We start from the raw sequence: 25,108 nt of genomic DNA on the forward strand, positions 1-25,108 counted from the left end.
AGACCTTTCCGACTCGTTAGCGGGTAGTGCACTGGCTGCCTCTTCAGGTACAGCAAGTTAATCCTATACCTGGCAAATAGGAAGTAGGACTATTGGAAAAATGAAACTGCGCTAAGCTAAAGGTTAGGTGCAAAAGAAAAATAAGAAATAGATGTTACTATACGTCCAGCTTCTCCTTATTCTAGCCTTTTCTGGAACAGAACCAGAATTTGAACAGTTGGCTGCCGACCATTTCTTCAAAAATATTTTTTCTGAAAAATACCCCGATCTAAAAGCTGCGGAATTAGACACGAAAACCGATTCGACCCTTCACTTTGGAATAGTAATGAACTGCCAGCAATGGGACGAAGAAACTAGGAAAAAGGTATACTCTGGTGGTTACGGAAAGCAGCAAGAACTGGCATTACCCAACTCCGATATTAAAATAAAGAAACACAGAAAATACACCAACCGATTGAAAATAGCAGTATCACCTAGAAGAAAGGTCGGGGACAATTTCTATGTAGAAGTAATTGCATATAAGAAGCTTAACTTCGTTGACTACTTTATATTCAGGTTTGAACGTGATGGGCGGTTGGTAAGTATTTGCAACAAGAGTGAAATAATTTAAAAAAACTTCTGCACCTAACACTGCATAAAAATCATGCTTCGGCCGACGGCCTTGCACGTTTTTTATACGAGACCGTTAGGGGCAATTAAAAAAATAATCAAATGGACGAAACAGAGAAAAACGAACTCCTTTCTATCAGCAAAGACTTTGGTGAACTTGGACTAGACACACTACTTGAAGATGGATTGTTTAAGGACATACCGTTCATAGGAACTGGAATCTCAGTTGTTAAATTAATCAACTCGTTTTCGGACAGAATCTTATTAACAAAAATACTTCACTTTATAAACGAACTCGGACTAAAGAACCAAAAAGAAGTTAGCGACTTTAAGGATAAGTACTTAAAAGACAAGGATTACAGTAAGATAGGTTCTAAAATTCTACTTGTACTAGAAAGAGCAGATAGCTTGACCAAAATCCAATGGCTTGCGAAAAGCCTTAGGCTTTTTGTTGACCAAGAGATATCAAAGAATGAATTTTTACGCATTTGTTCTATAATCAATTCCGCATATGTTGAAGATGTACACCAAATAACTGTTTTTGACAGACGTGAAAAAATTACATCTCATAATGACCTTATTGACGCATATGTTCTTGACCATCTTTTCTCTATAGGACTTCTTGCAAATCACGGCTTTGACGGCGGAAATGCGGCAGGTACAAATGCAGGTACCATTTATGCTTTAAATAAATTCGGAAAAATTCTGAAAGAGAAAATAATATAACTGCCCCTAACATTGTATAAAAATCATGCTTCGGCCGACGGCCTCGCACGTTTTTTATACTAACCGTTAGCGGTAAGCTTGAAAATTGAAAATGAATAAAAAGGAAATGATATCATTAAAAATTCTTGGGCTCGGCACCACGATTTTATATGGTTGGAGCTTTTTATGGATTTCTATGATGTACTTATATGGAGGAATGTATTACCCAATAAATGAATCAAGTTTAAAAAAATACATTCCCTTTGAGTTTGCAGTCGTGACCTTTTCGACAATTATCATCGGACTCGTAATTTTCTACTTTAGGAAAAATTCATTTTGGTCACTCTTGTTTCAGGACATTAGCTTAATAATTATTTCAGTGCCTTTATTTGCTACCATTTTACAATACTTTGAAAATGGATTCGACGACCCTGAAAGTTTAAAATACATTTATTCATCCATTTTTTTACTCACTATTCTAATCATTAATTTAAATGACTGGGTAAAAATAAAAAAGCCTACCGCTAACACTGTATAAACGCCAGCATCGGCCGACGGCCTTCGCCGTCGTTTATACTAGTCCGTTAGGCACAAGCTAAAAAATGGAAAAACTCAAAGCGACAATAAAATACTTGCTTTCATTTTTCAAGTCTGAATGGAGCTTTGAGGATTATCCACTTGAGACTTGGGAAAATCTGAATGCACAACAAGATGATATAAAGTTTGGGGCAAAGTTTACTAACTGGTCGACTTTTGTAGCTCACGGAAATACAATACCTGAAGCGGTTGAAAAGTTGAGAACAAACTTAAAAGAATATGCTAAAGAAAACCCACTACCAAGACCAGGAAGCAAAGTGCCCATCCAATTTGCAGAATCAGCTCGTGTCGAGCAGTACGAAGAGATAGCAGTCGACTTCTTTGAAAAAATAATAGGGATTAATTACTATGATTGCTTTATCTCTGACTATTCCAGCCTTGCCGATTTTGATTTAGATAACCCAGAGACGCTTGAAAAAATAAAAGAAGAATATGAAATTGACCCTAAAGGTGATTTATTTTTAGCTGACCTTTTTGAACAAATAAAAAATAAAGCCAGTGCCTAACACTGTGTAAACGCCAGCATCGGCCGACGGCCTCACCGTCGTTTACACAAGTCCGGTATACGCAGGTTTGTATCATGAAAACTTTTTGTTAGTATAGTGACAAAAAAAAGTTTTTGTGAAAAGATACCTTCTGGCTTTATCTAGTTGCATGATGACCATGGCCTGTACCCCCCACAACCCACCCACCCTTCACACAGAAAACGTAGCGTTGGTACATGAGTATTACGCACACTTCAACAACCACGCCTGGGAAAAGATGGCGGCGATGTACACAGAAACAGCCGAGTTCAAAGACCCTTCCCTGGGGCAGGGAATTGTTAACCAGACCCGGCAGCAGACCATTCAGAAGTACCGTCAGTTGCAGGCCACTTTCCCAGACCTGCACGACCAGGTGGTCCAGCTGTACCCCTCCGGCGACCGGCATGTGATTGTGGAGTTCGTCTCCACCGGAACAGCCCCAGACGGGTCAAAGTTTACCCTTCCCATCTGCACCATCTTCACCATTGAGAACGGCAAGATTGTGAAAGACTTCACGTACTATGACAACTTTGAGGAGTAGAAGACCTGCCCCCACCAGGGCGGCTTTTACCACGGGGAAGCCCGTGCCTCGCCTACTCTATTTCTGGTGGTAGCGGCAAAAGGATGGAGCATTCCCCAGGAACAAGCAACAAGCGGCTAACAAGACAACCGGCTGATGAGATCGGGCATGGGCCCTTGTAGCGCCACCGGGCTCAGCGGAAGATCAGCCTCACCTTGTTCCCGGGCGCTGCCCCCCTACTTCTGTTCCGGGTACAGAAGTACACAGCTCACGTCTTCAAAATACCGCGCCAGGTAGCGGGGCACCACATTGAACTCGGGCCGGTAAGACACCGTATGGGGCCGGCCCAGCACCACCGTGAACAGGTCATGCTTGGTTACCTCCCGGGCCAGGTCGGGGAATTTGTCCCAATCGTCAAACAGCTCGTAGGTGATGTGCACCGTGAACCGTTCCTGGTTGTCTAGGTAGGACTCCAGCGTGGTAAGGGTACTGGTGGCCCCCAGCAGCCTGATGCGGGCGCCGGCCCCCTTGGCCAGCTGCAGCAGGGTGTTCACCCAGAACGGAAACCCGGCCTCGCGCTCAGAGAGCGGGGGCGCCACCACTACCATGGTCTTAAGGGTGTTCAGGGGGTCACAGAACTTGCAGAACAGGGTCTGCACCGTGGTGTGGTTCACTACCCGGTTCATGATGTTGCCCAGGTACCATTCGCGGGCGCTGATTTTGCCGTTCCAGGCCATCACCACCTCGGTAATCCGGAGCTCGCGTACTGCTCGTATGATGCCGTTGCCCACGTTGATGTCTACCCGGTACACGGGCAGTAGTTGCTCGGGGTGCTCGGTCACTTCCCGGATCACCCTGGCCACTTTCTGCTGGTGCAGCTTGATCTTGTCTTCGGGGGCATGGTGCTCAGACACCACCACCAGGGGCAGCAAGGGCTCCGCCGATCGGGGATTCTTGATGAGCAGCGAAAAGTCCAGCAGGCGTTTGAGGTGGTCCAGGTTTTCCGCCGCAATCAGGATGCGCTCGTCGCCCTCGGTGCCTTCGGGCACTTTGTTGGCTTCGGCCATGGCAATCTCGCGGCCGGCCTTCTCGGCCACTATGCTGCTCACCAGGCAGGAGACCAGGATCAGGAGCACGGTGCCGTTCAGGGCCCTTTCATCCAGGATCTGCAGGTTGTAGCCAATGAGCACCACGGCAATGGTGGCGGCGGCGTGCCCGCTGCTCATGCCAAAGATCAGCCGGCGCTCTGCGAAGTGCAGCCCGTAGATTTTCTGGGTGGCGAAGGCGGCCAGCCATTTCCCGGCGAAGGAAATCACCATGATCACCCCGGCCACAAACAGCGCCTCGGGGCCTTCCAGCAGCACGCGCACGTCTACCAGCATGCCCACGCTGAGCAGGAAGAACGGGATAAACAGGGTATTGCCCACAAACTCGGTGCGGTGCATCAGCGGCGAGGCCTTCGGAATTAACTGGTTTAGGGCCAAACCGGCCAAAAACGCCCCAATGATGGGCTCGGCCCTGGCCACGTGGGCCAGGAAGCCCGACAGGAACACCACCGCCAGCACAAACAGGTACTGCGAGTTGCCCTCGCCCTCCAGCTGCCCGAAGAACCAGCGGCTCACGCGGGGCACGCCCCAGAGCACCAGAAACACAAACGCCACCAGTGACACCACAAACTGCACCCAGAACAAGGGCGTGACCTCGGGCTTCTGCAGGTTGGTGACCACGGCCAGGATGATGAGCACGGCGGCATCGGTGATGATGGTGCCGCCCAGAATAAGCGTCACGGTCTTGTGCTGCGTAATGCCCAGCCGACCGATGATGGGATACGCCACAGGGTATGCGTGGAGAACATGCTGGCCAGCAAAAAAGAGGAAAGCGGGCTGTACCCCAGCACGTAATAAGAGCCCAGCCAGCCCAGCACCAACGGAATAAGGAAGGTAAGCACCCCAAACACGATGCTCTTGTTCTTGTTCTCCCTGAAATCGTCCAGGTCCATTTCCAGCCCGGCCAGGAACATGATGTACAGCAACCCAATGGTACTGAACAGCACCACGCTCTCGTCGCGCTCCAGCACGCCCAGCCCGTGCGGGCCCAGCACCACCCCCGAGAGAATCAGGCCCAGGATGCCCGGTATCCGCAGGCGGTTAAACAGGAGCGGCGAAAACAAGATCACCAGCAAGATCACCGCAAACACCAGAACCGGGTCCTGGAGGGGAAGGCTGAAGAGCGAGAGTACAACCATTGGGGTGCAGGTCTGAGTGAAGGGCAAGGTCCCCTCTGCTTACGGGGCAAGCTTGCGGATGTTTTGGGCCGGTTTTTCGGAAAATGGGCCTGAAAACCGGCCCGGCGGCGTTCCAGGGCTACAGGAGCCGGGCGGCGCACCATAGGGGCTTGCCCCGTTCTGGGTGGTCATTCCCTCAGCCGTACTGCTTTAGGGCCGTTTTACGGAAAACCGGCCCAAAACCTGCCTTCACCATCAGTTTTGCAGCACTTTAAAGCCTTTTACCGTACATACTCACAGCAAAACCTAAACTATGTTAAATATTTAGTAAACATTTATTGAATTTATTACCATATTTACTTTGTTGTAAATTTATTTCTACGATATTTGTTATCAGAACCTATTAAAAGATTAAGGACCGTGTGTGGAATTGTTTGTGCATTTGATTTAAAGGAAACGGCGGAAGCCCTGCGCCCGCAGGTACTGGAAATGGCGAGGTGCATTCGTCACCGGGGACCAGACTGGAGCGGCATCTTCAGCCATGAGAAAGCCATTCTGGCGCATGAGCGCCTGGCCATTGTAGACCCTATCTCGGGCAAGCAGCCCCTGTTCAGCCCAGACGGAACGGTGGTGCTGGCGGCCAACGGCGAGATTTACAACCACCTGGCCCTGCGCGACCAACTCACCACGAATTACGCTTTCCAGACCAAGTCTGACTGTGAGGTGATCCTGGCGCTTTACAAAGAGAAAGGCGCTACGTTTTTAGATGAGCTCAACGGCATTTTCGGGTTTGCCCTGTATGACATGGCCAATGATGCGTACCTCATTGCCCGCGACCACATGGGCATTATTCCGCTATACGTGGGCTGGAACCAGGCCGGCACCCTCTTTGTGGCCTCTGAACTGAAGGCCCTGGAAGGCAAGTGCGACAAGATAGAGCTCTTCCCGCCGGGCCATTACCTCTCCAGCCAGGAAGAAGGCTTCCAGAAGTGGTACGCCCGCGACTGGATGGAGTACCAGAACGTGGCCGAGAACGAAACCAACATCCAGGCCCTGAAGGAAGCCCTGGAAGCCGCCGTGCACCGCCAGCTCATGAGCGACGTGCCCTACGGCGTGCTGCTCTCGGGCGGCCTGGACTCTTCCATCACTTCGGCCATCGCCAAGAAATACGCCCAGAAACGGGTGGAAAGCAACGACCAGGAAACCGCCTGGTGGCCGCAGCTGCACTCCTTCGCCATTGGCCTGGAGGGCTCCCCCGACCTGGCCGCCGCCCAGAAAGTGGCCGACCACCTGGGCACGGTGCACCATGAGATCAAATTCACCATTCAGGAGGGCATAGACGCCATCAGAGACGTGATTTACCACCTGGAAACCTACGACGTGACCACCGTGCGGGCCTCTACCCCCATGTACCTCATGGCCCGCGCCATTAAGTCCATGGGCATTAAGATGGTGCTCTCCGGCGAGGGCTCAGACGAGATCTTCGGCGGGTACCTGTACTTCCACAAGGCCCCCAACGCCCAGGAGCTGCACAAGGAAACCGTGCGCAAGCTGGAGAAACTGCACATGTACGACTGCCTGCGCGCCAACAAGTCACTGGCAGCCTGGGGCATTGAGGGCCGCGTGCCCTTCCTGGACAAAGAGTTTATGGACGTGGCCATGCGCCTGAACCCGCAGGACAAGATGATCAACGGCGAACGCATGGAGAAGTGGGTCCTGCGCAAGGCGTTTGAGGAGTACCTGCCCGCCTCGGTGGCCTGGCGCCAGAAAGAGCAGTTCTCAGACGGCGTGGGCTACAACTGGATTGACACCCTCAAGGAAATGGTGAACCAGAAAGTGACCGATGCGCAACTGGCCAACGCCCACACGCGGTTCCCCATCCAGACGCCGGCCTCTAAGGAGGAGTACTACTACCGCTCCATCTTCTCAGAGCATTTCCCCAGCGACGCGGCGGCTCTGTCGGTGCCGTCGGTGCCGTCGGTGGCCTGCAGCACGCCCATTGCGCTGGAGTGGGACGCCTCGTTCAAGAACCTGAACGACCCTTCGGGCCGAGCCGTGGCTAACGTGCACGCCGATGCCTACCAGAAAGATCTGGTGCAGGAGCTGGCAGAGTAGGGATTTTAGAGGTGTTTTCTATAAAAAGGCCCTAAAACAGAAAAGGCAAGCGCGCTGCTTGCCTTTTCTGTTTATAATAGGAATTTACTTAACTGTTCTGCTTCTGTCGGAACTCCCGGCCCTTAAAGTCCTGGCCTTTCCGTTGGCCTCTGGTTTCCTGCTGGCTCCGCTTCTCCTTGCGGCTGGCTTCCAGGGTGGCGTACTGCTTCTTGGTCAGGATCTTTTGCAGTTCGGCCTCCCATTTGGCGTGTGCTTCTTTTCTGGAGGCTTTCAGCTGGGGATCTTTGCGCTCTCCTGGCTGGCGGTTGGCGCGCAGTTGCTCCCGTTCTTTGCTCTGCTCCAGGAACAGGGCCGTGATCTTCTTCTCCTGGGCTTTGCTCAGGTCTAGCTGCTTGTCTAAGCGGGCCGTGCGGGCGGCTGCCCACTGCTCCGGGGTTTTCCTTTCGCGGTCTGCCCTGGGTTTCTGGTGGCGGTTTTCAAGGCGGTGCTTGCGGCCCTCGGGCTGCGGAGCAACGGTTTGCGCAAAGGAAGTTCCGGCGACTAAAACGCCCAAAGAGAGCATGGCAAGTATCTTTTTCATCTTGGTGCTGGTAAAGGGTTCTGACTTAGTTTCCCAACCGGAAGATCTTTCCCGCTTGGTTAGACTCCCTAATTCAAACGGTGTGCCAAAAACCGAGACATTCCGCTAACGGGCACCGCTTAAACGCCCCATCCACCCACTACCCATTCTAAACCAACTACTTACCAACTAAAGATTCTTACAGCCCCTGCCCTGTTTTTCTCCCTTTTCCTGAAAAGCGCCCTAAAACAGGCGGGGCTTACTTGCCAGAGATCTGCCGGGTGTCCAGGGTGCCTACTTTGGGCAGGATCTGGATCACGAACCGGCGGTCGCGCACATCGCCGGTGCGGCCGGCGCCCTCAAAGCCACTGCCCGAGGCAATCAGCTCAATACGGTCCTTGGGGAACTTGATGCCGGCACTGCGCCAGAACTGCAGCAGCGCCAGCGCCCGCTTGTAGCTCAGCTCCAGGGCATACTCCCGCTGGGTCACGTTGCGCGGGTCGCCCTGCGGAAAGCTGGCCGCCCGGCCGTCAATTACAATCAGGTATTTCACATCGGTGCCTTTGATGGAGTTGATCACGCGGCTCAGCTCCTGCCCGGCCCGGCGCAAGGGAACCAGGGACCGCTGCGGCAGGGCCGCGCTGCTCTGCGGGAACAAGACGTCTACCAGCAGCTCATGGCGTTTGTAGCGCTCATTGTAGTAAAAGTACCGGCTGTCCAGGCGCGAGAGCGCGGCTTTGATTTCGTCTAGCTTGCGCTTTTCCTGCACCTCTACCTGCAGCCGGGCAATGTTGCGGCGGTTTTCGGCGTCTTTGTCCCGAAACATCTTAAAACTGAGCACAAACAGCACCAGCATGATCAGGAACAGGGCCGTCATGAGGTCCACGTAACTGGGCCAGAAAAAATCGCGGTTTTCTTTGTTCATGCTGCCTTATCCCTTGCGTCTGGTAGTGGGTTGCCCCGTGCCGAAGATGCGCCCCATGGCCGCCTTGAACGGACCCGGCTCCATGCTCTTCTCCACGTTGGCGTTCAGTTGGGCCAGTTGCTGCAGCAGGCGCTGCTGAATCTCAGTGTCGGTGTCAATCTTGCGAAGCAGGCGCTCATTGGTCAGCCTGATCTCCTGCGCCAGGTCCTGCTGCTGGCGGTTAAGGGCCTCCTGCTGGCTGGTGAGGCTCTGGAACGGCTGCATGTAGTCCAGGATGCGCTGGTAGATGTTGTCCTCGTTGAGGCGGCGGAAGTGCTCCTGCCATTTCTCATAGGCGTTCTGGGCATCGCGCTCCTGGTGCTCCAGGCGGGCCTGCATCAGGTCGGTGAGTTTCAGGGCCGCTTTGTCAAAGTACTGCTCGGTGCGGTTGGCAATGGTGTCCAGCTCCTCCTGGTGGCGCTGGAAGAAGTTGATCTGCCGCTGAATGGACTCGTCGTGCTGCTGCAGGTAGCCCGGCACCTGGTCAAAGCCTTCCTGCAGTCTGGTGAGGCGGTTGAGCACCTGCGTGATGTTGTGGGTCAGCTCGCCCCCCTTGCGCACCGACTCATTGAGGGCCTCCTGGTACTGCAAGAAGTTCTGGAACAGGCGCTCGCTTTCCTTGATCTTGTCAAACACCTGCAGGTTGGCGTTGGCCATCTGGGTGAACCCGATCTCGTCCAACTTCTGGATGAATTCCTTCTGCGTGCTGATGTTGTCGGTGAGGGTTTCCACAATCGGGCGGAAGCCCAGGATCTTGTCCAGAAAATCTTTGTTGAACGAGTCCAGCACCGATTTCAGGTTGCCCAGGCTGGCGGCCATGTCTGAGTTGAGCTTGGGCAGCAGATGGGTCTGCAGAAAGGTGTAGTACTCGTTCTTGAGCCGGTCACGGGTGCTGCGGGCGTTTTTAAGCCTGTTGTTGCCCATGAGGGTGAGCAACAGCCCGAAGAAGCTGCCCGCCATGGCAATGAGCACCCCGAACAGGAACGAGGGAATGTTCTGGTCGGTGATGAAGGCTCCTTCCTCGCCGTCGCCGCTGCCCAGCCCGGTAAAGATCAGGCTGGAAAGCCCAATGATCACCCCCGAGAAGGTACCCAACAGGCCCACGTACAGCGGCGTGGCAATGGTAGACTGCACCTCGGCCTCCAGGGCGTCTGAGTGGCGCTCGGCCACGTCCTTCAGGATGTCAAAGTCGGCGGCGGCTCCTTTGTTCAGGCGCAGGTACTCATTGGTGCTGCTGATGACCTTCTGGAACGTGGGCGATGGGGCCTGCACCTCAATGAGGTCAATGGTGGTGTCCTGGGTAGGGTCAGGGGTTTGCGCAGCACCGGTGGCCAGGTCCTGCACCAGGAAAATACGGCCCTGCGCCAGCTGCTCCCGCAACTGGGGAATGGGCACCTTGTAGAACGGGGTGGCATCGTGCTGGGCCTCCAGGTGCAGTTCCTCGGCATCTACGGCAATGACCCGTTTTGTGACCGGACTCTCGGCGGAGCCCTCCTTGAAGTACTCGCCGTACAGGAGCCGCTGCCATTGTTTTTCCTGCTGGTCCGGTGCGCTGGCCCCGGCGGCTTTTTCTGCCTGGGACCGGCGCGTGACCCGCAGTTGGTCTACCCCCGGAAACAACCGCTCCAGGCTCTCCAGTTTGCCCCGATTGGCCTGGTAAACCCGCCACTGGTACCCCAGAATGACGAGCACCAGCAGGGCCTCAAAAATAAAAATTACTTCCATGTATGTGGTGCGTGAAAAGACACCCGGTAAAGGTAGTGCCTGGACGGATGGGGCAAAAGCGCCCAGCCCCTGCGGCCGGTTTCTTTTGCGTTCTTAAGGTATGATTGACAGGTTGGTTTTAAGCCGGATTTCTGCAAAACAGGCCCGAAACAGACCGCAGGCCCTCTCCGGTTGCGCGGACTGCCAGCCCCTCACCGGCCAGGAGCAGCGGGGCAGGAAAGGCAGAAAACCGTTTTACGCCGGTTCTGCTGAAAACGGGCGTAAAACGGTTTACCTACCGGCTGGGTGTCGCCCGGGGGCGGCGGCTTCGGCAAAGGCTCTCCCTTACCGGAAATCAATGCGGGCTTTCTCCTGGATTTTCCAACCGCTGCTGGTTCTGGTGAGTACGCCGTCGCCCTGCAGCACAATGCGGCTGACCATGCGGTTAGAGGGCTTCTCAAATGAGAACGCGTTCTCCAGCCGGTCCATGCCCTGCGAGATCACGAAGGCCTGGTTGCCGCCTAGGTTAAACCGGTAGCGGGTGCTGGTGGTGCCCTCCTGCGGCGCGTCAATCTCCAGGTAACTGTCTGAGTCGGGGCGCTGCTGCAACTGGTGGCTCTTGATGATGCCATCTTCGGGGATGATGGCGTACCGGAAGCGGCTCACGGGCTCTTCGGGCTGCGGTTGCGGTTGTGTTTGTGGGTTGGGCTGCGGTGGGGTTTGCGTCAGTTCGTTGAGCAGGTCATCGCCCACAATGCCATGGCCTAGGGTGGCGGAAGGCACGGGCCGGGCAGTTTGGGTAGCCTCCGGAGGGACCGCGCTGGCGGCTTCGCGTCTGCGCCCCTCGTTGCGGCGCGACTGCTGACTGGCTTTAGGTTGCGCATTGCCCTGCCCTGCCTGCGGTTGGGCCTGGGGCTGACCTTGTGGTTGGCCTTGCCGTTGGCGAGGTTCCTGCGGAGCTTTGGGTTCCTGGGGCTGGCGCGGCGCGGCGGGTTGCTTCTGCCGGGGCTCCTGCGGCTGCTTTTGCGGCGGCTGGCCCTGGGCGTTTCGTTGCTCCGGAGCTTGTTGCTGCTGCCTTCCCGATTGACCGCCCTGCTGCTTCTGCCGGGGCTCCTGGGGTTGTCTTTGCTGCGGCTGGGCAGCCTGTGGTTGCTGGCCGCCCCGACCTCCGCGGCCCTCGGCCTGCGGCTGGTTGCGTTTCAGGCGCTTCAGTTCCTCTTTGGCGTCCTGCATTTCGGCCTCCAGCCGGCGGTTGCGTTTCTCCAGAGACTGTACCCTGGTCAGGATGGAGGCTACCTTGTAAAAGGTGAACCCCGCCACCAGCAGCGCAACGGCCCCTAGAATAATTGGTAAAAATGCCATATCAAGTGATCTGTTTAGGTTTTTTTAAGATGAGGAAGAAAGCCCCGCCCGCGCCACTCGGAGGCGGACGGGGGGCATGGAATTAGACAAACGCCCCTACCTGCTGCTGGTACAACTCTTTGGAGAGCAGGTACAGCGACTGTTTCAGGGGCATGAAGAACATGGTCTCCGGGATGAGCTCGCGGTCAGAAAGGCCCCGGAGGGTTTCTTCCAGCACCATGGTATAGCTGTCCTGGATGTGAGAGCGCATGAAGCCCAAGACCCAGTGCGGGTCTACCTCCACGCCCATGGAGCGCATGAGGGGAGCCACGTCCACATCGTCCAGGAGCAGTTCCAGGCAGTTCATTACGTTGGCCAACACGTCCTGCCGGATGGCCGAGGTAATCTGGCTCTTGTTCACCGGTTGCAGGGCGTCTTCGCCGGTGGCCACCCCGGTGGGGCGCATGATCGGAATGTCGGTGAGGTCAGATAGGTTGGTGCCTTCCAGGGCCATGGCGCCGCCGTTGGCGGTTACCTGCTTAGGATTGTCTACCAGCACCAGTTTAAAGTTGGCGGGCGGTTCCTGGCCGGTCACCTTCCGGAACACGGTTTTGGCGTAGCGCTCCACGTTAGACAGGTTGTTGCCGGCGCTCAGCAACTTAATGTACAAGCTGCCCTGCCCGCTGAAGCAGATGTAGCGCGGCACCTGGGCCCCCAGCTGCTGGGTGAGCTGCGCCAGGTGGTACATCAGGGCCCCGAAGTGCAGGTAGAACATCAGGCGCAGCTGGCGGGCCTGCAGCAGTTGCGAGCTGTAATGCAGTTCCTTGTCATAGCTGAACAAGAGGCTGGTAATGTCCGCCGAGCTGAAGTCGGGGTTGTCCAGGGCGGTCTCCAGGAACTTCTTGTATTCCTTGCCTTCCTCGGTGAGCGGAATCTGCAGCACGTGCGCCACCCCGTACTGGAGCAGGCCGTTGTCTTTGCTGGTTTTCACCGAGGCGAAACCGTCGCCCCACAGGTCGTTGCCCGCAAAGCGGAACGAGGCGCTGTGCGAGGGCTTACGGTTGGTGAAGAGCAGTACGTCGGTGGTACCGCCCCCGATGTCCACGTTGAACAGGTTCTCGTCCTGGCTGGGCACCACCGCCCCGGTTCTGGACAGGAAGTAGAACGGCGCCACTGATTCTGTAATGCAGGCCGTGTTGCGGCCGTTCTTGAACACGCTGTGGTACACGCCGTCCCACACGTTCTGGAACATGTTGCGCGAATAGTCATCAAAGCTGAGCGGGGCGAACCACACCACCTTGGTGTTGGCCACGTTGCCGTGGTTCAGCACCACCTTGTTCCTGATGAGCAGCATGATCTCGGTAAAGAACGCCTCAATGCGGCGCTTGCCCGTGTTGGACAAAGTCTCGCTCCACTTCAGGTCGGTGTGGTAACTTTGCTTGTACTGGCTCTGGTGCGTGCCCTCGGTGTTGATGGAGAACCCGATGTTGATGTTCCCGAACAGGTTGGGGATCTGGTTCTCAAAGTCGATGGACTCACAGGTGGCCGTGCGGGTGGGGAACGAGTACAGCGAACCGCCTGAGCCGATGAGCAGCGGAATAAACTCGCGCTTGAGCAGGGTCTCCACCGCAAACAGCCGCCCGAAGCCGCGCTTGTGGAAACGCTGGTAATCGGTGAGGGAAACGTCATCAGAGGGTTTGTTCAGCATCACCAACTGCTGGTCATTGGCCGTGATGGCAAACTCCTTGGGGGCCTGGTTGGGCCCGGCGGTGTACGCGATGTGCGTGTTGGAGGTCCCGAAGTCAATGGCGAAAGTGAAGTTCTGGATGCCTTGCTGTACCTCCTGGAAACGGGGCACAATCAAGGCTTTGCCGGTCACGTCCATGCCCTGGTGCGTGAGCTCGGCAAAGTCAAAGTGCGTGCCCCTGATCTCGTAGTACGTGCTGCCCGCGCTGGCATTGCTCTTCTTGGTACGGCGCTGGGCCGTGGCCGAGATAATGCCGCCGCTGGCCTCCAGCTGCCGCCCGCCCGCGAAGAACGCCAGCGAATGGTTGCGGTTCACCAGCAAGGGGTCAATGTCCTCGTCTACCAGCATGACTTTGTAGAAGTCGTTGTAAGTAGGCGCGTCAGTGAATTTGTAGAACGGAAACACGCCGATGCCCACCCTTGATTTGAGGATATGGCCCTTCTCCGGGATTACCTGGCCGTAGGCGTCCTTGGAGTTGAGCGGGTTGTCATAGTAGCTGCGCTCGTACACCACGTTGCCTTGCTCAGTGGGCAGTTGCAGCGTCACGCGCACGTGGTTCACATCCACGTAGAACGTGAGGTGGTTGGCCAGGTCCTCGGGGGTAAAATACTCAAAGTACAGGCTGGTGACCGGCAACAGGTAGTTAAATACTTTGTCGGTAACGCCGGGCTGGTACAGCACCGTGCCGCTGTAGAACCGATCAGTGTTTACTTCATAGGGCACCTGCACAATGGTTTCCTGCAAGAGGTCATTGATGGTGAGGTACGGGTAGTTGAACCCCACGCCCGGCAGCGAACGGGCCGGAATTTCCTTGGGGTCCGCGTAGCCCACCTGGGTGTTGGCCGGCCAGGCCAGGTTGTTCACGTACTTCACGTGCGGCGCCAGGCGCAGATCTGGTTTGAGCACAATGGGGCGGTCGCCGGTGAACAGGGGGTTGGTAGTGCGCAGAAACAGGTCGCTGCTGGTCACGGCGGTCTGGTCTTTCTTCACCAGGAAGGTGAGGTGCCCCACGTGCACCGGGTTCTGCTGAATGTCAACCAGCGGCAGGTACTCAGAAGCAATGGCGTTCTGCCCCACTACGCCAGACATGCTGATGCTCTTGAGCAGGTGCTCATCCAGGGCATTGTACACCGCCGGAAACGCCTGAATGTAGGCTGGGTTAGAGACAAACAGCTTGTGCACGTACTCCTTGAAATCGCGCTCGCGGTCGTTCAGGGAAATGTAGTGATGGTCAAAGTACACGCCCACGTTCTGCGCCCGGTTCATGGCCAGCGGCTGCACGCTGGGCGACACAAACAGGAAGGTGAGCGGCGAGGTGCCGCCCAGCAACTGCAGGTGGCGGTCGCCGCGCGGGCTGGTGGTTTCCAGGTAAAACAGGAACAGGTCATCTACGCCCCTGAAGCGGGGATCGTTCATGAACAGCTCCAGCGTTTTGCCCAGCAGGCTGGTGTTGGGATTGGCCTGCATGGCCGCCAGTTGCTGCTGTTTGTTCCAGCGCCGGATCACAATCTTGTTGCCGCCCTGGGCGTAACTCTGGTGGTTGTAGAGCAGCTCCCACAGGTCCCAGAAGTGGGTCACCATTTTGTGGTAGATGCTGTTAGGGGTACTGCTCACCCCCTGCTTCACAAAGTCAAAGGCCGTCTCAAAGAGGTGCATGCGGGCGAACGGCGTGGGAATGGAGGCATTGATCTTCTGCGCCCGTCCGCCGGCCCCGTCTACCATGTCCTTGATCTCGGTGCTGGTGATCTGGCTGGTTTTGGCCCAGCCCTCTATGTTGGAGCCGGTCTTATGTAGTCGAAGTACTTTCGGCATGGTTTGGTCTGTTTTTAAGGTGTTTTAGAGAAAAGAGCCCCAAAAACGATATGGGGATGACCTTCGAGTCCTGAGTCTTGAGTCGAGAGTTCTGAGTCAAAAACTAGTATCCTCTGGGTTTCGCCTGCTTTTCTTTCCTTTTAGTTTCTACTTCTTCTAGAGGAAGATTGGTACTGTTGTTACTTCTCCGTCCTCCTTTGAAGGCGTGATTAAGAATACTTGAGCTTGTCCTCCACCAGGTTGTGGGTGGCAATCTCGAAGGCCTTGATGGTGGCTTTGAAGGGCTCGCGGTCTGGGATGGACTCCGAGGCGCGGTTCAGCTCCTTCACAAACGAACCCTGGTGGATGCCTTTGTTCAGGAAGCCGGTCTCCACCTGCTTGTCAGAGACCATGCGGTTAAAGTCGGGCTCGTTGAGGTGGAAGGCGGAGAAGGTACGCTCCAGACGGCCCAGTTCGCGCAGCCACGACTCATACCCAAACTCGGGACTGGTCAGGAATTTGTTCAGTTCCTTGAACACCGGCTCATTGCGCATGGCGCTGCTCAGGTCCACGCCTTTGGCGTAGGCGGCCTGCGCATCATCGGGCACGTGGGTGGTGAAGTAGCGGACGAAGTAATGGAACCTGATCAGTTGCTTGGCCACGCGGTCGCGGGTTTCCTGGTCCAGGTGTGAGAACTGCACGTGGTCCACGTCTTCGCGCAAGCCAAACTCATGGTACAAAGCGTTGCCGGTGAGCTCATTGTCTGAGTAGTCCATAAAGTCAATGATGGACAGGGCGCTCAGCAGCTCAATGAGGTGGGCATCGTTCTTCTGGCTGGCCCGGCCCGGGTTGTTCTCCAGCGGCTTATCAGGGGTGTCGCCAATGTAATAGGTGGCGTTGACGCCCGTGAGGTGGTTCTGGTAGTAAGACAGCGCGTCCTTGGCCTTGGTGGTGAAGGTGTTGGAGTCAATGAAATCGGCCTCCACGCCGGGGGCGGGTTGCTCCAGGGAGAAGTACGGCAACACCACCATGGCCCCGGTGAGCGCGGCGTTCAGGCTGGAGCCGTTGGGCAGCGTGGTGTGAATGTCCTTGAAGTTCTTGAGCAAGAGCGGGAAACCGGCCGCCCCGGTGCCCCCAAAAATGGAGCTCACGAAGAAGATGCGGTCGCCGGCCTGGAAGTTGGAGGCAAAAAAGCGCATCTCGGGCGAATCGATGATCTCGTTCAGCACCACGCTGCCCACGTTGGGACTGCCCCGGAAGCCCACGTCCAGGCTGTTGCCCAGGTTCTCGGGGGTGAAGAGCAGGTCTACCAGGGCCTGGCTGTCAATGTCCAGCTGGTTGTAGCCCACGTGGTCTTTGAACGGCTTGTTGATGCCCCCGAAGTCATACACAAAAGAGTCTCTGATTTTGGAGGAACCGTCGCCGGCAATGCTGGAGAGCGTGCTGATGTTGGTGTGAAAGAACCCTTCCTCGCGGCGGCCCAGCTGGTCGTGCAGGTGCTTGTAGGTCTTGAGCAGTTCCACCGTGCGGTTCATGTCGCCGTTCTGGGTGTCGGGGTCAATGATGATGGGCACTATCTTATCACAGTTCTTGATCTTGACACCGGCGGCCATGAGCATGACCAGGGAGCGGATGACCCTGGAGCCCGTGCCCCCAATTCCGAATACAAAAAGTTTTGCCATAGTTATCTAGTGTGGGGCCATTTCACAGGAGTGGTCCAGGCCTGGACCGATCCTTTTTTAAGCAGTAAAGAGAAAATAAAGAATAAAACAAGGCTGAGCACCGCGTTCACCAGGGCAAACGTGTAGGTATAGGAATGCGTCTCTACCCCATTGTTGCTCACCTGGATGAGGGGCACCGCAAACGCGATGGCCGCATTCAAGATGAGCATGATGACCCAGTGCCGGGGTTTGTACAGGCCGGTGCTCAGGACCCGGTTGAAGACGTAGTAATACAGGATGACCAGGACCAGCGTGATGAGGAACAACTGCAGGCCGGTGTTGGGAAAAATCACCTCGCGGTAATCATTGGTGTAATTGGCGGGCATGGGCCGGCCCAGGAATAGCTCATAAAGCCCGGAGAAGAAATTCTGGATCATCCTTACTTGGTTTCTTTGTTAAACTTTATTGTAGCACTAAACACAGGTTGGTTCTGGTCGCGGTACAGGGCCTGCACCCCTTCCATGATCTTGTTGAACTGGTACGTTTTGCCGGGCGCCGCCACCGGGTTGTTGTCATTGCCCGTAGACCACTGGTTGATCCAGGCGGGCACCACCTGCGGCAATTGCAGCGTGAAGGTTCCGGCGTTGGCCGTGAGCTGCGGCACCCGCACCCGCACAAAGTGCGTGTACTGCGCCAAGGCTGGGATGGCCTTCACGTCTTCAGAGGCTGCAAGGATTGTACCAAGAGAGGCCCTCCCGCCGGTGGCGGACAGTTTCAGGTGCTGCTTGAGGTAGGCCACTTCCTGCATGGAGGCGGGTAAGCCGCTCAGGTTCAGGCCAATGGTAAACTCCACGGGAGCGTCTGGCTCAGGCATTAAATTTACGCTGGTACATACCTCAGCGGTGCGGCTGGTGCAGTACACAATGCCCGCAGGGCGGAACTGATCAGCTTTCAGCAGGGCCGAATAAGGCACCTGCTGGTAATGGAACCCAAAGTAAGCCTGCTGCGCGGGCAGGTTGCGGAGCACCTTGTTGGTCACGGTCTGCACTTCCTCCTGCTTGCCAATGACCCAGATGTAGAACGGAATCTGCTCGCCGGCGAGGTTGCGCTTTACCTGGGGCTTCTTCACCGCCGGATGGTAGGTCCCGAAAAAGGGCGAGGCCTCGGCCAGCACCGCCACCACCAGGCCCTGGTGCTCGGCTTGCTTGAGGCTGCTCCTTATGTCAGAGTCCAGCGACAGGAACTGCCCGGGGTTGTTGGGGTCGGGGCCGTGGATGAAATCAGAGACAATGACGCTCACTGCCCTCCGCTCTACGGAGTTCTCCAGGGCCGCCCGGAGCATGTCGGGCAAGGGGGTGCCCCGCACATCGGCTTTGATGCCGCTCACAATGGTGTTCTTGAGGGTGTTGTAGGTCACGCTGTCCAGCACGGGTTTTCCCTGGCTGTTCTCCCGGGCCAGGTAGTAGCGTTTGGCGTCTACGTAAATGCCGTCCTGCACCTCTGAAAGGAGCTTGTTGAGCCGGTTTTGGAACACGGTGGGCTCTTTGTCGGCGGCGGGCGGGGGCATGAAGCCTTTCATGCCGTTAGACACCTCCAGGTACAAGTCTATGTCTACCTTCTGGTTAGCAGTGGCCGGCGGGGTGGCCGAAGCTCCGGGGGCCGGGGTGGTGCGGGCAGGAGCAGTCTCCGTCTGGGGCGTACTGGTTGGGGCGGTTTCGCTGGTACCGGATTTTTTCTCATAGCATCCGGCAAGAGCCAGCGCTCCGCACAGGAGCAGCACCTTGGCGCTTGCCGTCACTTGGTTTTTATGCATGCAGTTGCGGTTCATTTGCTAAAGGGCACATACTTACAATGCCTGAAAAGGTTATGGGCCATAAGATGGATATTCTGCCAGACTTTCCAAAACAGATTTGACGGAAGGCCCAGAAATTGCCACCAAGCGGCTCTTTCTCCCTTTTCCTGTTTAGGGGGCGTTTTGCCCGAAACCGCCCCAAAACGCCAGCGCAGGGCTCCTCTCCTCTTTTCTTAACCGGCTCTGCGCCCCCTTTATTGTACCCGGCGTTTGTGCTTTGCCCCCGCTGCTCAGGGCAACGGCCATAACCAAAAGAGTACCAGCATAATGCAAAGGACATGACTGGCAAATTGCCGTAGACTTGTACTCTTCTAACAGTTCTATTTAAATTTTACGCGGGGTCGCCCAATCTTTTTCTGTTTATGAGCCACTTTTTACAAGAAAGGCGCAAACAAAATCCTCAGGAATAAGTACTTCAGGAGAATAAAACACCTGAAGAAAACCAAGCCTTGGGCGTCTTAACCGCCCATGAGCCCCGGTAGGTACAAGTTTTGCAGATACATATTGCTTATTTAATATTAATATGTACTTTTAGCTGAATAGTTTAGTAACACGCAGCGCCCCGGTCCAAAATTGAATCCGGTACTTTTTACGGCTCGGGTGTTACTCAATGAATTACGCAGAACCACATACTAAAATTGCTTTTTCAACGATTACTAACAAGAGGTTCAATAACTAAGCAGAAAGAAATTTGAGATAACTATTACTACCCTCCTACATCTGGAATCACCCCTTCAAGTAGATCCTGTTCCCGGATAGGCAGACGGAATAGTTCTGTACAGTTTCTTCCTCAGTTTACCTGTTTGATGTTGTTTATTTATTCCAGAAAACCGAATGCACTCCTTCAAAAGCTATCTGCTGCTATTCGCTATTTACCTGTATAGCTCTTCGTTCCTGTTTGCCCAGACGCAGACGCCGTGCGGTGCTTCCATCTCCCCTCCGGCGCAAACCACGGTCTGTTCGGGCACCCAGCTTACCGCCAACCCCGCGGGCAACGGGTTCTTCTACCAGTGGCAGAAAGACGGGGTCAACCTCCCCAACGCCAACCAGAGAACCCTTCCGCTGGAGGAATCTGGCAGCTACACCGTGATTGTGCTGGGCCCCACCTGCGCCCCAGACACCTCAGACGCCGTGGCCATGACGGTGAACAAAGAGGAGGCCAACTTCAGCGTGGAAAAACGGGAACCCATGCAACCCCAAAGCACCGACCCTGATTCCTGCGGCATTCCGGTAAAAGTCACCTTAAAGAATGAGTCTACCCCGGCCACCGGTCTCACCTACAAGTGGGAAATCCTGGAGGGCGAAAACCCGGTAGACCCGGCCAAGGCCGTATACATTGAAGGCACCTCTGAGACATCGGAGAACCCGGTGCTCAGGTTCAACGCCAAGGGGCAGTACACCATTAAGCTACGCATCCAGGGAGCCTGCTTTGACCCCGCCAACCCCGACGGGCCCGAAGATCCGGTGGACCCCGATAATCCTGACCAGGAATCTGATGGCCGGTACGTGCACGAGGAACAGGTCATCATTGTGTACCCGCAGGTAACCCCGCAGCCGTTCAGTGAGTGCGAAGAACCCGGCGTGCCGTACACCACCAGAGGCAGCGCCCTGGCCCAGTTTGACCCCAACACCCCACAACCCATCAAGCCGGGCTCCATTCTGTGGCAGGTAGTACAGGGCAACGGCGTCACCATTGATGACCCCACGGTTGAGAACCCCACCATCACCTTCCCCGAGAAAAGAGGCTCTTACGTTTTGTCGGTGAAATTTGAAAACCAGTGCGAAAGCTCAGACGCCCTGGAAGGCACCCCAACACTCATCAACGTGGACTTCAACCCCCGCCCCGGCAAGCCGTTCCTGCAGCCTGAGCAGGCCTTTGTCTGCGTAGGTGCCACCTATGAGATTACCCCCACCCGCAACGACCCCACCCGGCTGTATAACTTCTACGCCAATGAAACCAGCACCACGCCCCTGAACACGGGCGGCCCGGCCCCCACCTACTTCGCCGGACCGGTAAACGGCCGCACCGTGATTTACGTGGCCGCCGTGGAGGGCGATTGCGAAAGCCTGGAGCGCAGTGCCTTTACCCTTAACGTGGTGCAGCAGGACGTGGAGAACACCATTGCCAGCGCCCAAACCATCTGCGCCGACACCAAGCCGAGCGCCCTCACCGGTACCGACGCGCGGGTAGGCAACCTACTCCCTGTTTACCTGTGGGAAAGCCAGGCCCAGGGCGCTACGGAGTTCTCGCCGGCTGCCGGCACCAACAACCAGCAGAGCTACTCGCCCGAAGCCCTGTCGCAGACCACCATTTTCCGCCGGACGGTGACTTATGAAGGCTGCGACATCCCTAACCTCAGCAACGAGGTCACCATTGAGGTGCTGCCAGTGATTTCGCCCACCGAGAACGTGATTGAGGTAGACAAGGAACTGGTATGCCGCGGCGAGGCACCCACCTTTACCGGCAACCTGCTCAACGGCGACATTGAGTACACCTGGCAAAGCAGCACCACCAGCGCCACCACCGGCTTTGTGGATGCCGCCGCCGCCCCGGGCTCCGACAACAAGAACGGCGCCTCGTTCACCCCGGCCTTTGTGTCGCAGCCTACCTGGTTCCGCCGGGTGGCCCGCTACCAAAACACCGACTGCGCCTTTGTGCCCTCGCAGGAAGCCATCCTGATCAACATTGTGGAACTGCCCCAGGCCCCCATTGTAAAAGCCACCGATGTGAGCACCTGCCAGGGAAGCTCGGCCACCCTGGAGGTGGTTCCGCCCACCGGCGGCGGCACGTTCACCTACGTGTGGTACACTGAGCCAACCGCCGGCAGCCCCATTGGCTCAGGCTCGCCCTTCGCTACGCCACCGTTGACGGGCAACACCATTTTCTACGTGGAGGCCGTGAATGAGAACGAGTGCGTGAGCAATCTGCGCACCGCCGTACGGGTAACCGTGGCTCCTATCTCGGCCAACGCCGGCAGAGACACCACCATCATTGAGGGGCAATCGGTGCAGCTGCGGGCCACGGGCGGCAACACGTTCAAATGGACGCCGGCTACCACGCTGAGCAACCCAGATGTGGCCAATCCTATTGCCACCCCAACGGCCACCACCACCTACACCGTGACCGTTTCCAGCGGCGCCGGCTGTGAGGCCGTAGACGATGTGACCATTACCGTGCTGCCCCGCATCAAGATTGTGAACACGTTCAGCCCCAACGGCGACGGTGTCAACGAGGTCTGGGAGATTGCTAACATTGAGAACTACCCAGACGCCACGGTAGAGATCTTCAACCGCTACGGCGCGCAGGTCTTTAAATCTACCGGATATGCCCAACCGTGGGATGGCCGGCACAACGGCAGCCCGCTTCCGCTGGCTACCTACTACTACATCATCCGGCTGAACAAAGACGAGCGTCCATTCACGGGCAGTATTACCATTATCAAATAAGCAGATGAAGAAAAATATAGGTGTTATTCTGGTTGTACTGCTCTTAACAGCCCCAGCCTGGGCCCAGCAACGGCCGCAGTACAGCCAATACATGATGAACAGCTACTTGCTGAACCCGGCCCTCACCGGCATTGAGGACTATACTGAAGTGAAGATTGGTACCCGCCAGCAGTGGGTGGGGCTGGAAGGCGCCCCCAAGACCTACCACGTGAGCGCCCATACCCCGCTGAACAAGCAAGTCTCCAGCGTGCGCCGGGAGGGAAAGGGGATTACCAGCACCCGCAAGGTAAACCAGAACCGGTTTGTGCGCACCTACCCCCACCACGGGGTGGGCATCCAGGCCATCAGCGACCGCACCGGGCCCCTGCGCCGAACCAACGTGAACCTTACCTACGCTTACCACCTGCCCATTACCAGAACCATCACGGTTTCCATGGGGGCCAGCGCGGGTCTCCTGCGCAACAGCATCAATGCCAGCGAGGCCACGTTCACCAACCCAGACCCGGCCATTGGCAGCAACTACGTGAACCGCAACTACTTTGACCTGGGCCTGGGCACCTGGATCTACGCCAGCAACTTCTTCGTGGGGTTCTCGGGGGCCCAGCTCCTCAAGAGCGAACGCGACCTGAATACGCCCGGCGAGGAAGAAGTCTCCAACAACGTGCTGCAGCGCCACTTTCTGGGCACGGCGGGCTACAGGTTCAGGGTAGGCTCTGAGGTGACGCTCGTCCCCTCGGTGTTGGTGAAGTTGACCAGCCCCAGCCCCACCACCATAGACTACAACCTGCGGGCCGTCTACGCCGACCGGGTTTGGGCAGGGGTCTCTTACCGCAACCAGGATGCCTTCGCCTTTATGGCGGGCGTGAACATCAGCCACATCATGGACGCCAGCTATTCCTATGACTACAACACCTCGCCCTTGGGCGTGGCGAACTCCGGCACCCATGAGGTAATCCTGGGCCTGAAGCTCTTCAACAAAGGCAAGGTCATCTGCCCCAGATGGATGCAATGATTTCTTACCCATATTGATTATAACCAAGGCAGGCTTCTATGGGGGCCTGCCTTTTTGTTTACTTGGCGGGAAGAGTCTGGCTTAGAGCGCTTCTTTGAGATTAATTCTGATAGAAGCAGAACCCCGCTTTTTCAGGGCGATTTCTCCAAAACCAGGCAAAAACGGACTTGGGTTAAGTCAGTAACGAATGGCACAAGCAAACGCTTGCACCATAGGAAGGGCTTTAAGTTGATTGGCTAGCAACTTCCCTGCGGGCTGAAATGAAGTCACTGCTCTTCCTGGCTCCTCACAGCGCTAGCATCCGCTCCTACTCTTTTTAGCCAGGCCGTAGGGTTACCAAGTGCTTTCAGCTGGTCTGCGGCGTTCTCTTCTATCCAGTATGCGTAGCCGATTCTCAGCCATTTTCTTAAAAAAAAGCCCTAAAACAAAAAGGCCCGCTTCCAGTGAGAAGCGGGCCTTTTTGAAGATACGTTGTGGTTTATGACTTCACGGCGGTGATGGTCTTGATGGTGCCGTCCGGTTGGTGCTCCAGCTCGGTTACTTTGATGTTCCGCAGGTGGGTTTTGCCAGACAGCTGGGTGTCATGGTAGAAGATGTACCACTTGCCTTTGAACTCCACAATAGAGTGGTGGTTGGTCCAGCCTTGCACGGGTTTCAGGATCACGCCCTGGTAGGTGAAAGGACCGGTAGGTGAATCGCCGATGGCGTAGGCAATGTTGTGGGTGTCGCCGGTAGAGTAGGAGAAGTAATACTTGCCGTTGTACTTGTGCACCCAGGCCGCCTCAAAGAAGCGTTTGTCGTGGTCAGAGGCCGGGATGAGTTTGCCGTTCTGGTCCAGGAGCTGCACGTCTTTCACCGGACCGTCAAAGCCTAGCATGTCGGCGCGCATCTTGGCCATTTTGGGCAGCAGGGCGTTTCCGCTGGTGGGCTCAGGAGCCACGGTAGAGTCGTACTTGCCGGTGGCCCAGCGCTGTAACTGACCGCCCCAGATGCCGCCGAAGTACATGTAAGCAGTTCCGTCCTCATCGGTGAACACGGCCGGGTCAATGCTGAAGCTGCCCTCAATGGGCTTGGCCTCAGCCTTGAACGGACCAGTGGGCGACGTAGAGGTGGCTACCCCAATCCTGAAAATGTCCTGCTTGTCTTTGGCCGGGAAATACAGGTAGTACTTGCCGTTTTTCTGGGCCGCATCGGGCGCCCACATCTGGCGGCCGGCCCACGGAACGTCTTTGATGTCCAGTGCCACGCCGTGGTCGGTTACTTTGCCGTTAATATCGTCCATGGAGTAGACGTGGTAATCGCGCATGTCAAAGTGGTCTCCGTTGTCGTTCTCGGGCGTGCCGGCGTCAATGTCGTGCGAAGGGTAGATGTAGATCTTGCCGTTGAACACGTGGGCAGACGGGTCTGCGGTGTATAATTCTGAGACTAGCGGTTGGTTCAGATACTTTGAATTTGCGGAGTCGGCGCTGGCGGTAGTGCCCTGCACGTCAGAGGCTGCATTCTCAGAAGTAGATTGCTTTTGGCAGGCGCTGTTGAACGCAGAAGCCGCAAGAAGCACCAAAGAAAGGTACTTAGCAGATTGGGTCCTTGTCATCTTTTGTTAGCGGTTTTTGGTTAGTTGGGTGAAGATATGCAAAAACCAGCCTCTTCTGCAACCGATTTCAATAAAAATTAGGCCCCAAATTTTAACACTTTCACAATACCCGCCCGGTTCCTGGTACAACCATCCCTTGCCC

The 25,108-nt window shown here is 55.9% G+C and carries 18 protein-coding genes; 7 read left to right on the forward strand and 11 right to left on the reverse strand.

What is annotated here, in order from left to right; genetic code table 11:
- The first annotated feature begins 151 nt into the window (after window positions 1-151).
- From JT718_RS19975 to JT718_RS19990, 4 genes are all read left to right on the forward strand, one after another.
- Entirely contained in the window at window positions 152-610 is a 459-nt protein-coding gene (locus tag JT718_RS19975) for a hypothetical protein (protein ID WP_205504572.1), read from the forward strand.
- A 101-nt stretch (window positions 611-711) separates the two neighbouring features.
- A complete protein-coding gene (locus tag JT718_RS19980) occupies window positions 712-1,335 on the forward strand; it encodes a hypothetical protein (protein WP_205504573.1) in 624 nt (207 codons plus the stop codon).
- Between the two features lie 581 nt (window positions 1,336-1,916).
- Window positions 1,917-2,417, forward strand: a complete 501-nt coding sequence (locus tag JT718_RS19985; protein ID WP_205504574.1) for a hypothetical protein — start codon at window positions 1,917-1,919, stop codon at window positions 2,415-2,417.
- Window positions 2,418-2,532: 115 nt separating this feature from the next.
- Window positions 2,533-2,976 (forward strand): nuclear transport factor 2 family protein, encoded by a 444-nt coding sequence (locus JT718_RS19990; protein ID WP_317195537.1) that lies wholly within the window; start codon window positions 2,533-2,535, stop codon window positions 2,974-2,976.
- 215 nt (window positions 2,977-3,191) lie between these two features.
- On the opposite strand, the gene JT718_RS19995 is transcribed toward JT718_RS19990, so the two are convergent.
- Together JT718_RS19995 and JT718_RS20000 are read right to left on the reverse strand one after the other, a co-directional pair.
- The gene (locus tag JT718_RS19995) at window positions 3,192-4,790 is read right to left on the reverse strand and encodes a cation:proton antiporter (RefSeq protein ID WP_205504575.1); all 1,599 of its coding nucleotides are present in this window, start codon (window positions 4,788-4,790) and stop codon (window positions 3,192-3,194) included.
- A complete protein-coding gene (locus JT718_RS20000) occupies window positions 4,739-5,200 on the reverse strand; it encodes a cation:proton antiporter (RefSeq protein ID WP_205504576.1) in 462 nt (153 codons plus the stop codon). Before JT718_RS20000 ends, JT718_RS19995 begins: the two co-directional genes overlap by 52 nt.
- 399 nt (window positions 5,201-5,599) lie before the next feature.
- Here JT718_RS20000 and asnB point away from each other — a divergent pair, with 399 nt between their 5' ends.
- Complete coding sequence (gene asnB, locus JT718_RS20005; RefSeq protein WP_205504577.1) at window positions 5,600-7,294, forward strand: asparagine synthase B; 1,695 nt, start codon at window positions 5,600-5,602, stop codon at window positions 7,292-7,294.
- Between the two features lie 88 nt (window positions 7,295-7,382).
- Here the strand turns inward: asnB and JT718_RS20010 are convergent, their stop codons facing one another.
- From JT718_RS20010 to JT718_RS20045, 8 genes are all read right to left on the reverse strand, one after another.
- The gene (locus JT718_RS20010; RefSeq protein WP_205504578.1) at window positions 7,383-7,874 is read right to left on the reverse strand and encodes a DUF4890 domain-containing protein; all 492 of its coding nucleotides are present in this window, start codon (window positions 7,872-7,874) and stop codon (window positions 7,383-7,385) included.
- Window positions 7,875-8,112: 238 nt separating this feature from the next.
- Window positions 8,113-8,778 (reverse strand): OmpA family protein, encoded by a 666-nt coding sequence (locus tag JT718_RS20015; protein WP_205504579.1) that lies wholly within the window; start codon window positions 8,776-8,778, stop codon window positions 8,113-8,115.
- 6 nt (window positions 8,779-8,784) lie between these two features.
- Window positions 8,785-10,542 carry a BAR domain-containing protein gene (locus JT718_RS20020; RefSeq protein WP_205504580.1) on the reverse strand — a complete coding sequence of 586 codons (1,758 nt, stop codon included), beginning with the start codon at window positions 10,540-10,542 and terminating at the stop codon, window positions 8,785-8,787.
- 324 nt (window positions 10,543-10,866) lie between these two features.
- A complete protein-coding gene (locus JT718_RS20025) occupies window positions 10,867-11,883 on the reverse strand; it encodes a hypothetical protein (protein WP_205504581.1) in 1,017 nt (338 codons plus the stop codon).
- A gap of 82 nt (window positions 11,884-11,965) precedes the next feature.
- On the reverse strand, window positions 11,966-15,421 hold the full coding sequence (locus JT718_RS20030; RefSeq protein WP_205504582.1) for a cell division protein FtsA: 3,456 nt from the start codon (window positions 15,419-15,421) through the stop codon (window positions 11,966-11,968).
- A 209-nt stretch (window positions 15,422-15,630) separates the two neighbouring features.
- Window positions 15,631-17,082, reverse strand: a complete 1,452-nt coding sequence (locus JT718_RS20035; protein WP_205504583.1) for a hypothetical protein — start codon at window positions 17,080-17,082, stop codon at window positions 15,631-15,633.
- 2 nt (window positions 17,083-17,084) lie between these two features.
- The gene (locus JT718_RS20040) at window positions 17,085-17,498 is read right to left on the reverse strand and encodes a hypothetical protein (protein ID WP_205504584.1); all 414 of its coding nucleotides are present in this window, start codon (window positions 17,496-17,498) and stop codon (window positions 17,085-17,087) included.
- Window positions 17,499-17,500: 2 nt separating this feature from the next.
- Window positions 17,501-18,874 carry a hypothetical protein gene (locus JT718_RS20045; RefSeq protein WP_205504585.1) on the reverse strand — a complete coding sequence of 458 codons (1,374 nt, stop codon included), beginning with the start codon at window positions 18,872-18,874 and terminating at the stop codon, window positions 17,501-17,503.
- 873 nt (window positions 18,875-19,747) lie between these two features.
- On the opposite strand from JT718_RS20045, the gene JT718_RS20050 reads away from it, so the two are divergent.
- Window positions 19,748-22,360 (forward strand): Ig-like domain-containing protein, encoded by a 2,613-nt coding sequence (locus JT718_RS20050; RefSeq protein ID WP_205504586.1) that lies wholly within the window; start codon window positions 19,748-19,750, stop codon window positions 22,358-22,360.
- 4 nt (window positions 22,361-22,364) lie between these two features.
- Entirely contained in the window at window positions 22,365-23,372 is a 1,008-nt protein-coding gene (locus JT718_RS20055; RefSeq protein WP_205504587.1) for a PorP/SprF family type IX secretion system membrane protein, read from the forward strand.
- A 478-nt stretch (window positions 23,373-23,850) separates the two neighbouring features.
- Here JT718_RS20055 and JT718_RS20060 read toward each other — a convergent pair whose 3' ends face one another.
- Window positions 23,851-24,966, reverse strand: coding sequence for a glycoside hydrolase family 43 protein (locus tag JT718_RS20060; RefSeq protein WP_205504588.1), 1,116 nt, complete (start codon window positions 24,964-24,966; stop codon window positions 23,851-23,853).
- Window positions 24,967-25,108: the final 142 nt, after the last annotated feature.

This window comes from Rufibacter psychrotolerans, assembly GCF_016924645.1.
GTDB lineage: Bacteria > Bacteroidota > Bacteroidia > Cytophagales > Hymenobacteraceae > Nibribacter > Nibribacter psychrotolerans.

Bases quoted from the DNA above. Each gene is read 5' to 3' on its own strand.
- JT718_RS20050 (WP_205504586.1), top strand. From the start codon at position 19,748: ATGCACTCCTTCAAAAGCTATCTGCTGCTATTCGCTATTTACCTGTAT.
- JT718_RS20035 (WP_205504583.1), bottom strand. From the start codon at position 17,082: ATGGCAAAACTTTTTGTATTCGGAATTGGGGGCACGGGCTCCAGGGTC.
- JT718_RS19985 (WP_205504574.1), top strand. From the start codon at position 1,917: ATGGAAAAACTCAAAGCGACAATAAAATACTTGCTTTCATTTTTCAAG.
- JT718_RS20020 (WP_205504580.1), bottom strand. From the start codon at position 10,542: ATGGAAGTAATTTTTATTTTTGAGGCCCTGCTGGTGCTCGTCATTCTG.
- JT718_RS20010 (WP_205504578.1), bottom strand. From the start codon at position 7,874: ATGAAAAAGATACTTGCCATGCTCTCTTTGGGCGTTTTAGTCGCCGGA.
- JT718_RS20015 (WP_205504579.1), bottom strand. From the start codon at position 8,778: ATGAACAAAGAAAACCGCGATTTTTTCTGGCCCAGTTACGTGGACCTC.
- JT718_RS20055 (WP_205504587.1), top strand. From the start codon at position 22,365: ATGAAGAAAAATATAGGTGTTATTCTGGTTGTACTGCTCTTAACAGCC.
- JT718_RS20025 (WP_205504581.1), bottom strand. From the start codon at position 11,883: ATGGCATTTTTACCAATTATTCTAGGGGCCGTTGCGCTGCTGGTGGCG.
- JT718_RS20045 (WP_205504585.1), bottom strand. From the start codon at position 18,874: ATGCATAAAAACCAAGTGACGGCAAGCGCCAAGGTGCTGCTCCTGTGC.
- JT718_RS20030 (WP_205504582.1), bottom strand. From the start codon at position 15,421: ATGCCGAAAGTACTTCGACTACATAAGACCGGCTCCAACATAGAGGGC.
- JT718_RS20040 (WP_205504584.1), bottom strand. From the start codon at position 17,498: ATGATCCAGAATTTCTTCTCCGGGCTTTATGAGCTATTCCTGGGCCGG.
- JT718_RS20000 (WP_205504576.1), bottom strand. From the start codon at position 5,200: ATGGTTGTACTCTCGCTCTTCAGCCTTCCCCTCCAGGACCCGGTTCTG.
- JT718_RS19980 (WP_205504573.1), top strand. From the start codon at position 712: ATGGACGAAACAGAGAAAAACGAACTCCTTTCTATCAGCAAAGACTTT.
- JT718_RS19975 (WP_205504572.1), top strand. From the start codon at position 152: ATGTTACTATACGTCCAGCTTCTCCTTATTCTAGCCTTTTCTGGAACA.
- JT718_RS20060 (WP_205504588.1), bottom strand. From the start codon at position 24,966: ATGACAAGGACCCAATCTGCTAAGTACCTTTCTTTGGTGCTTCTTGCG.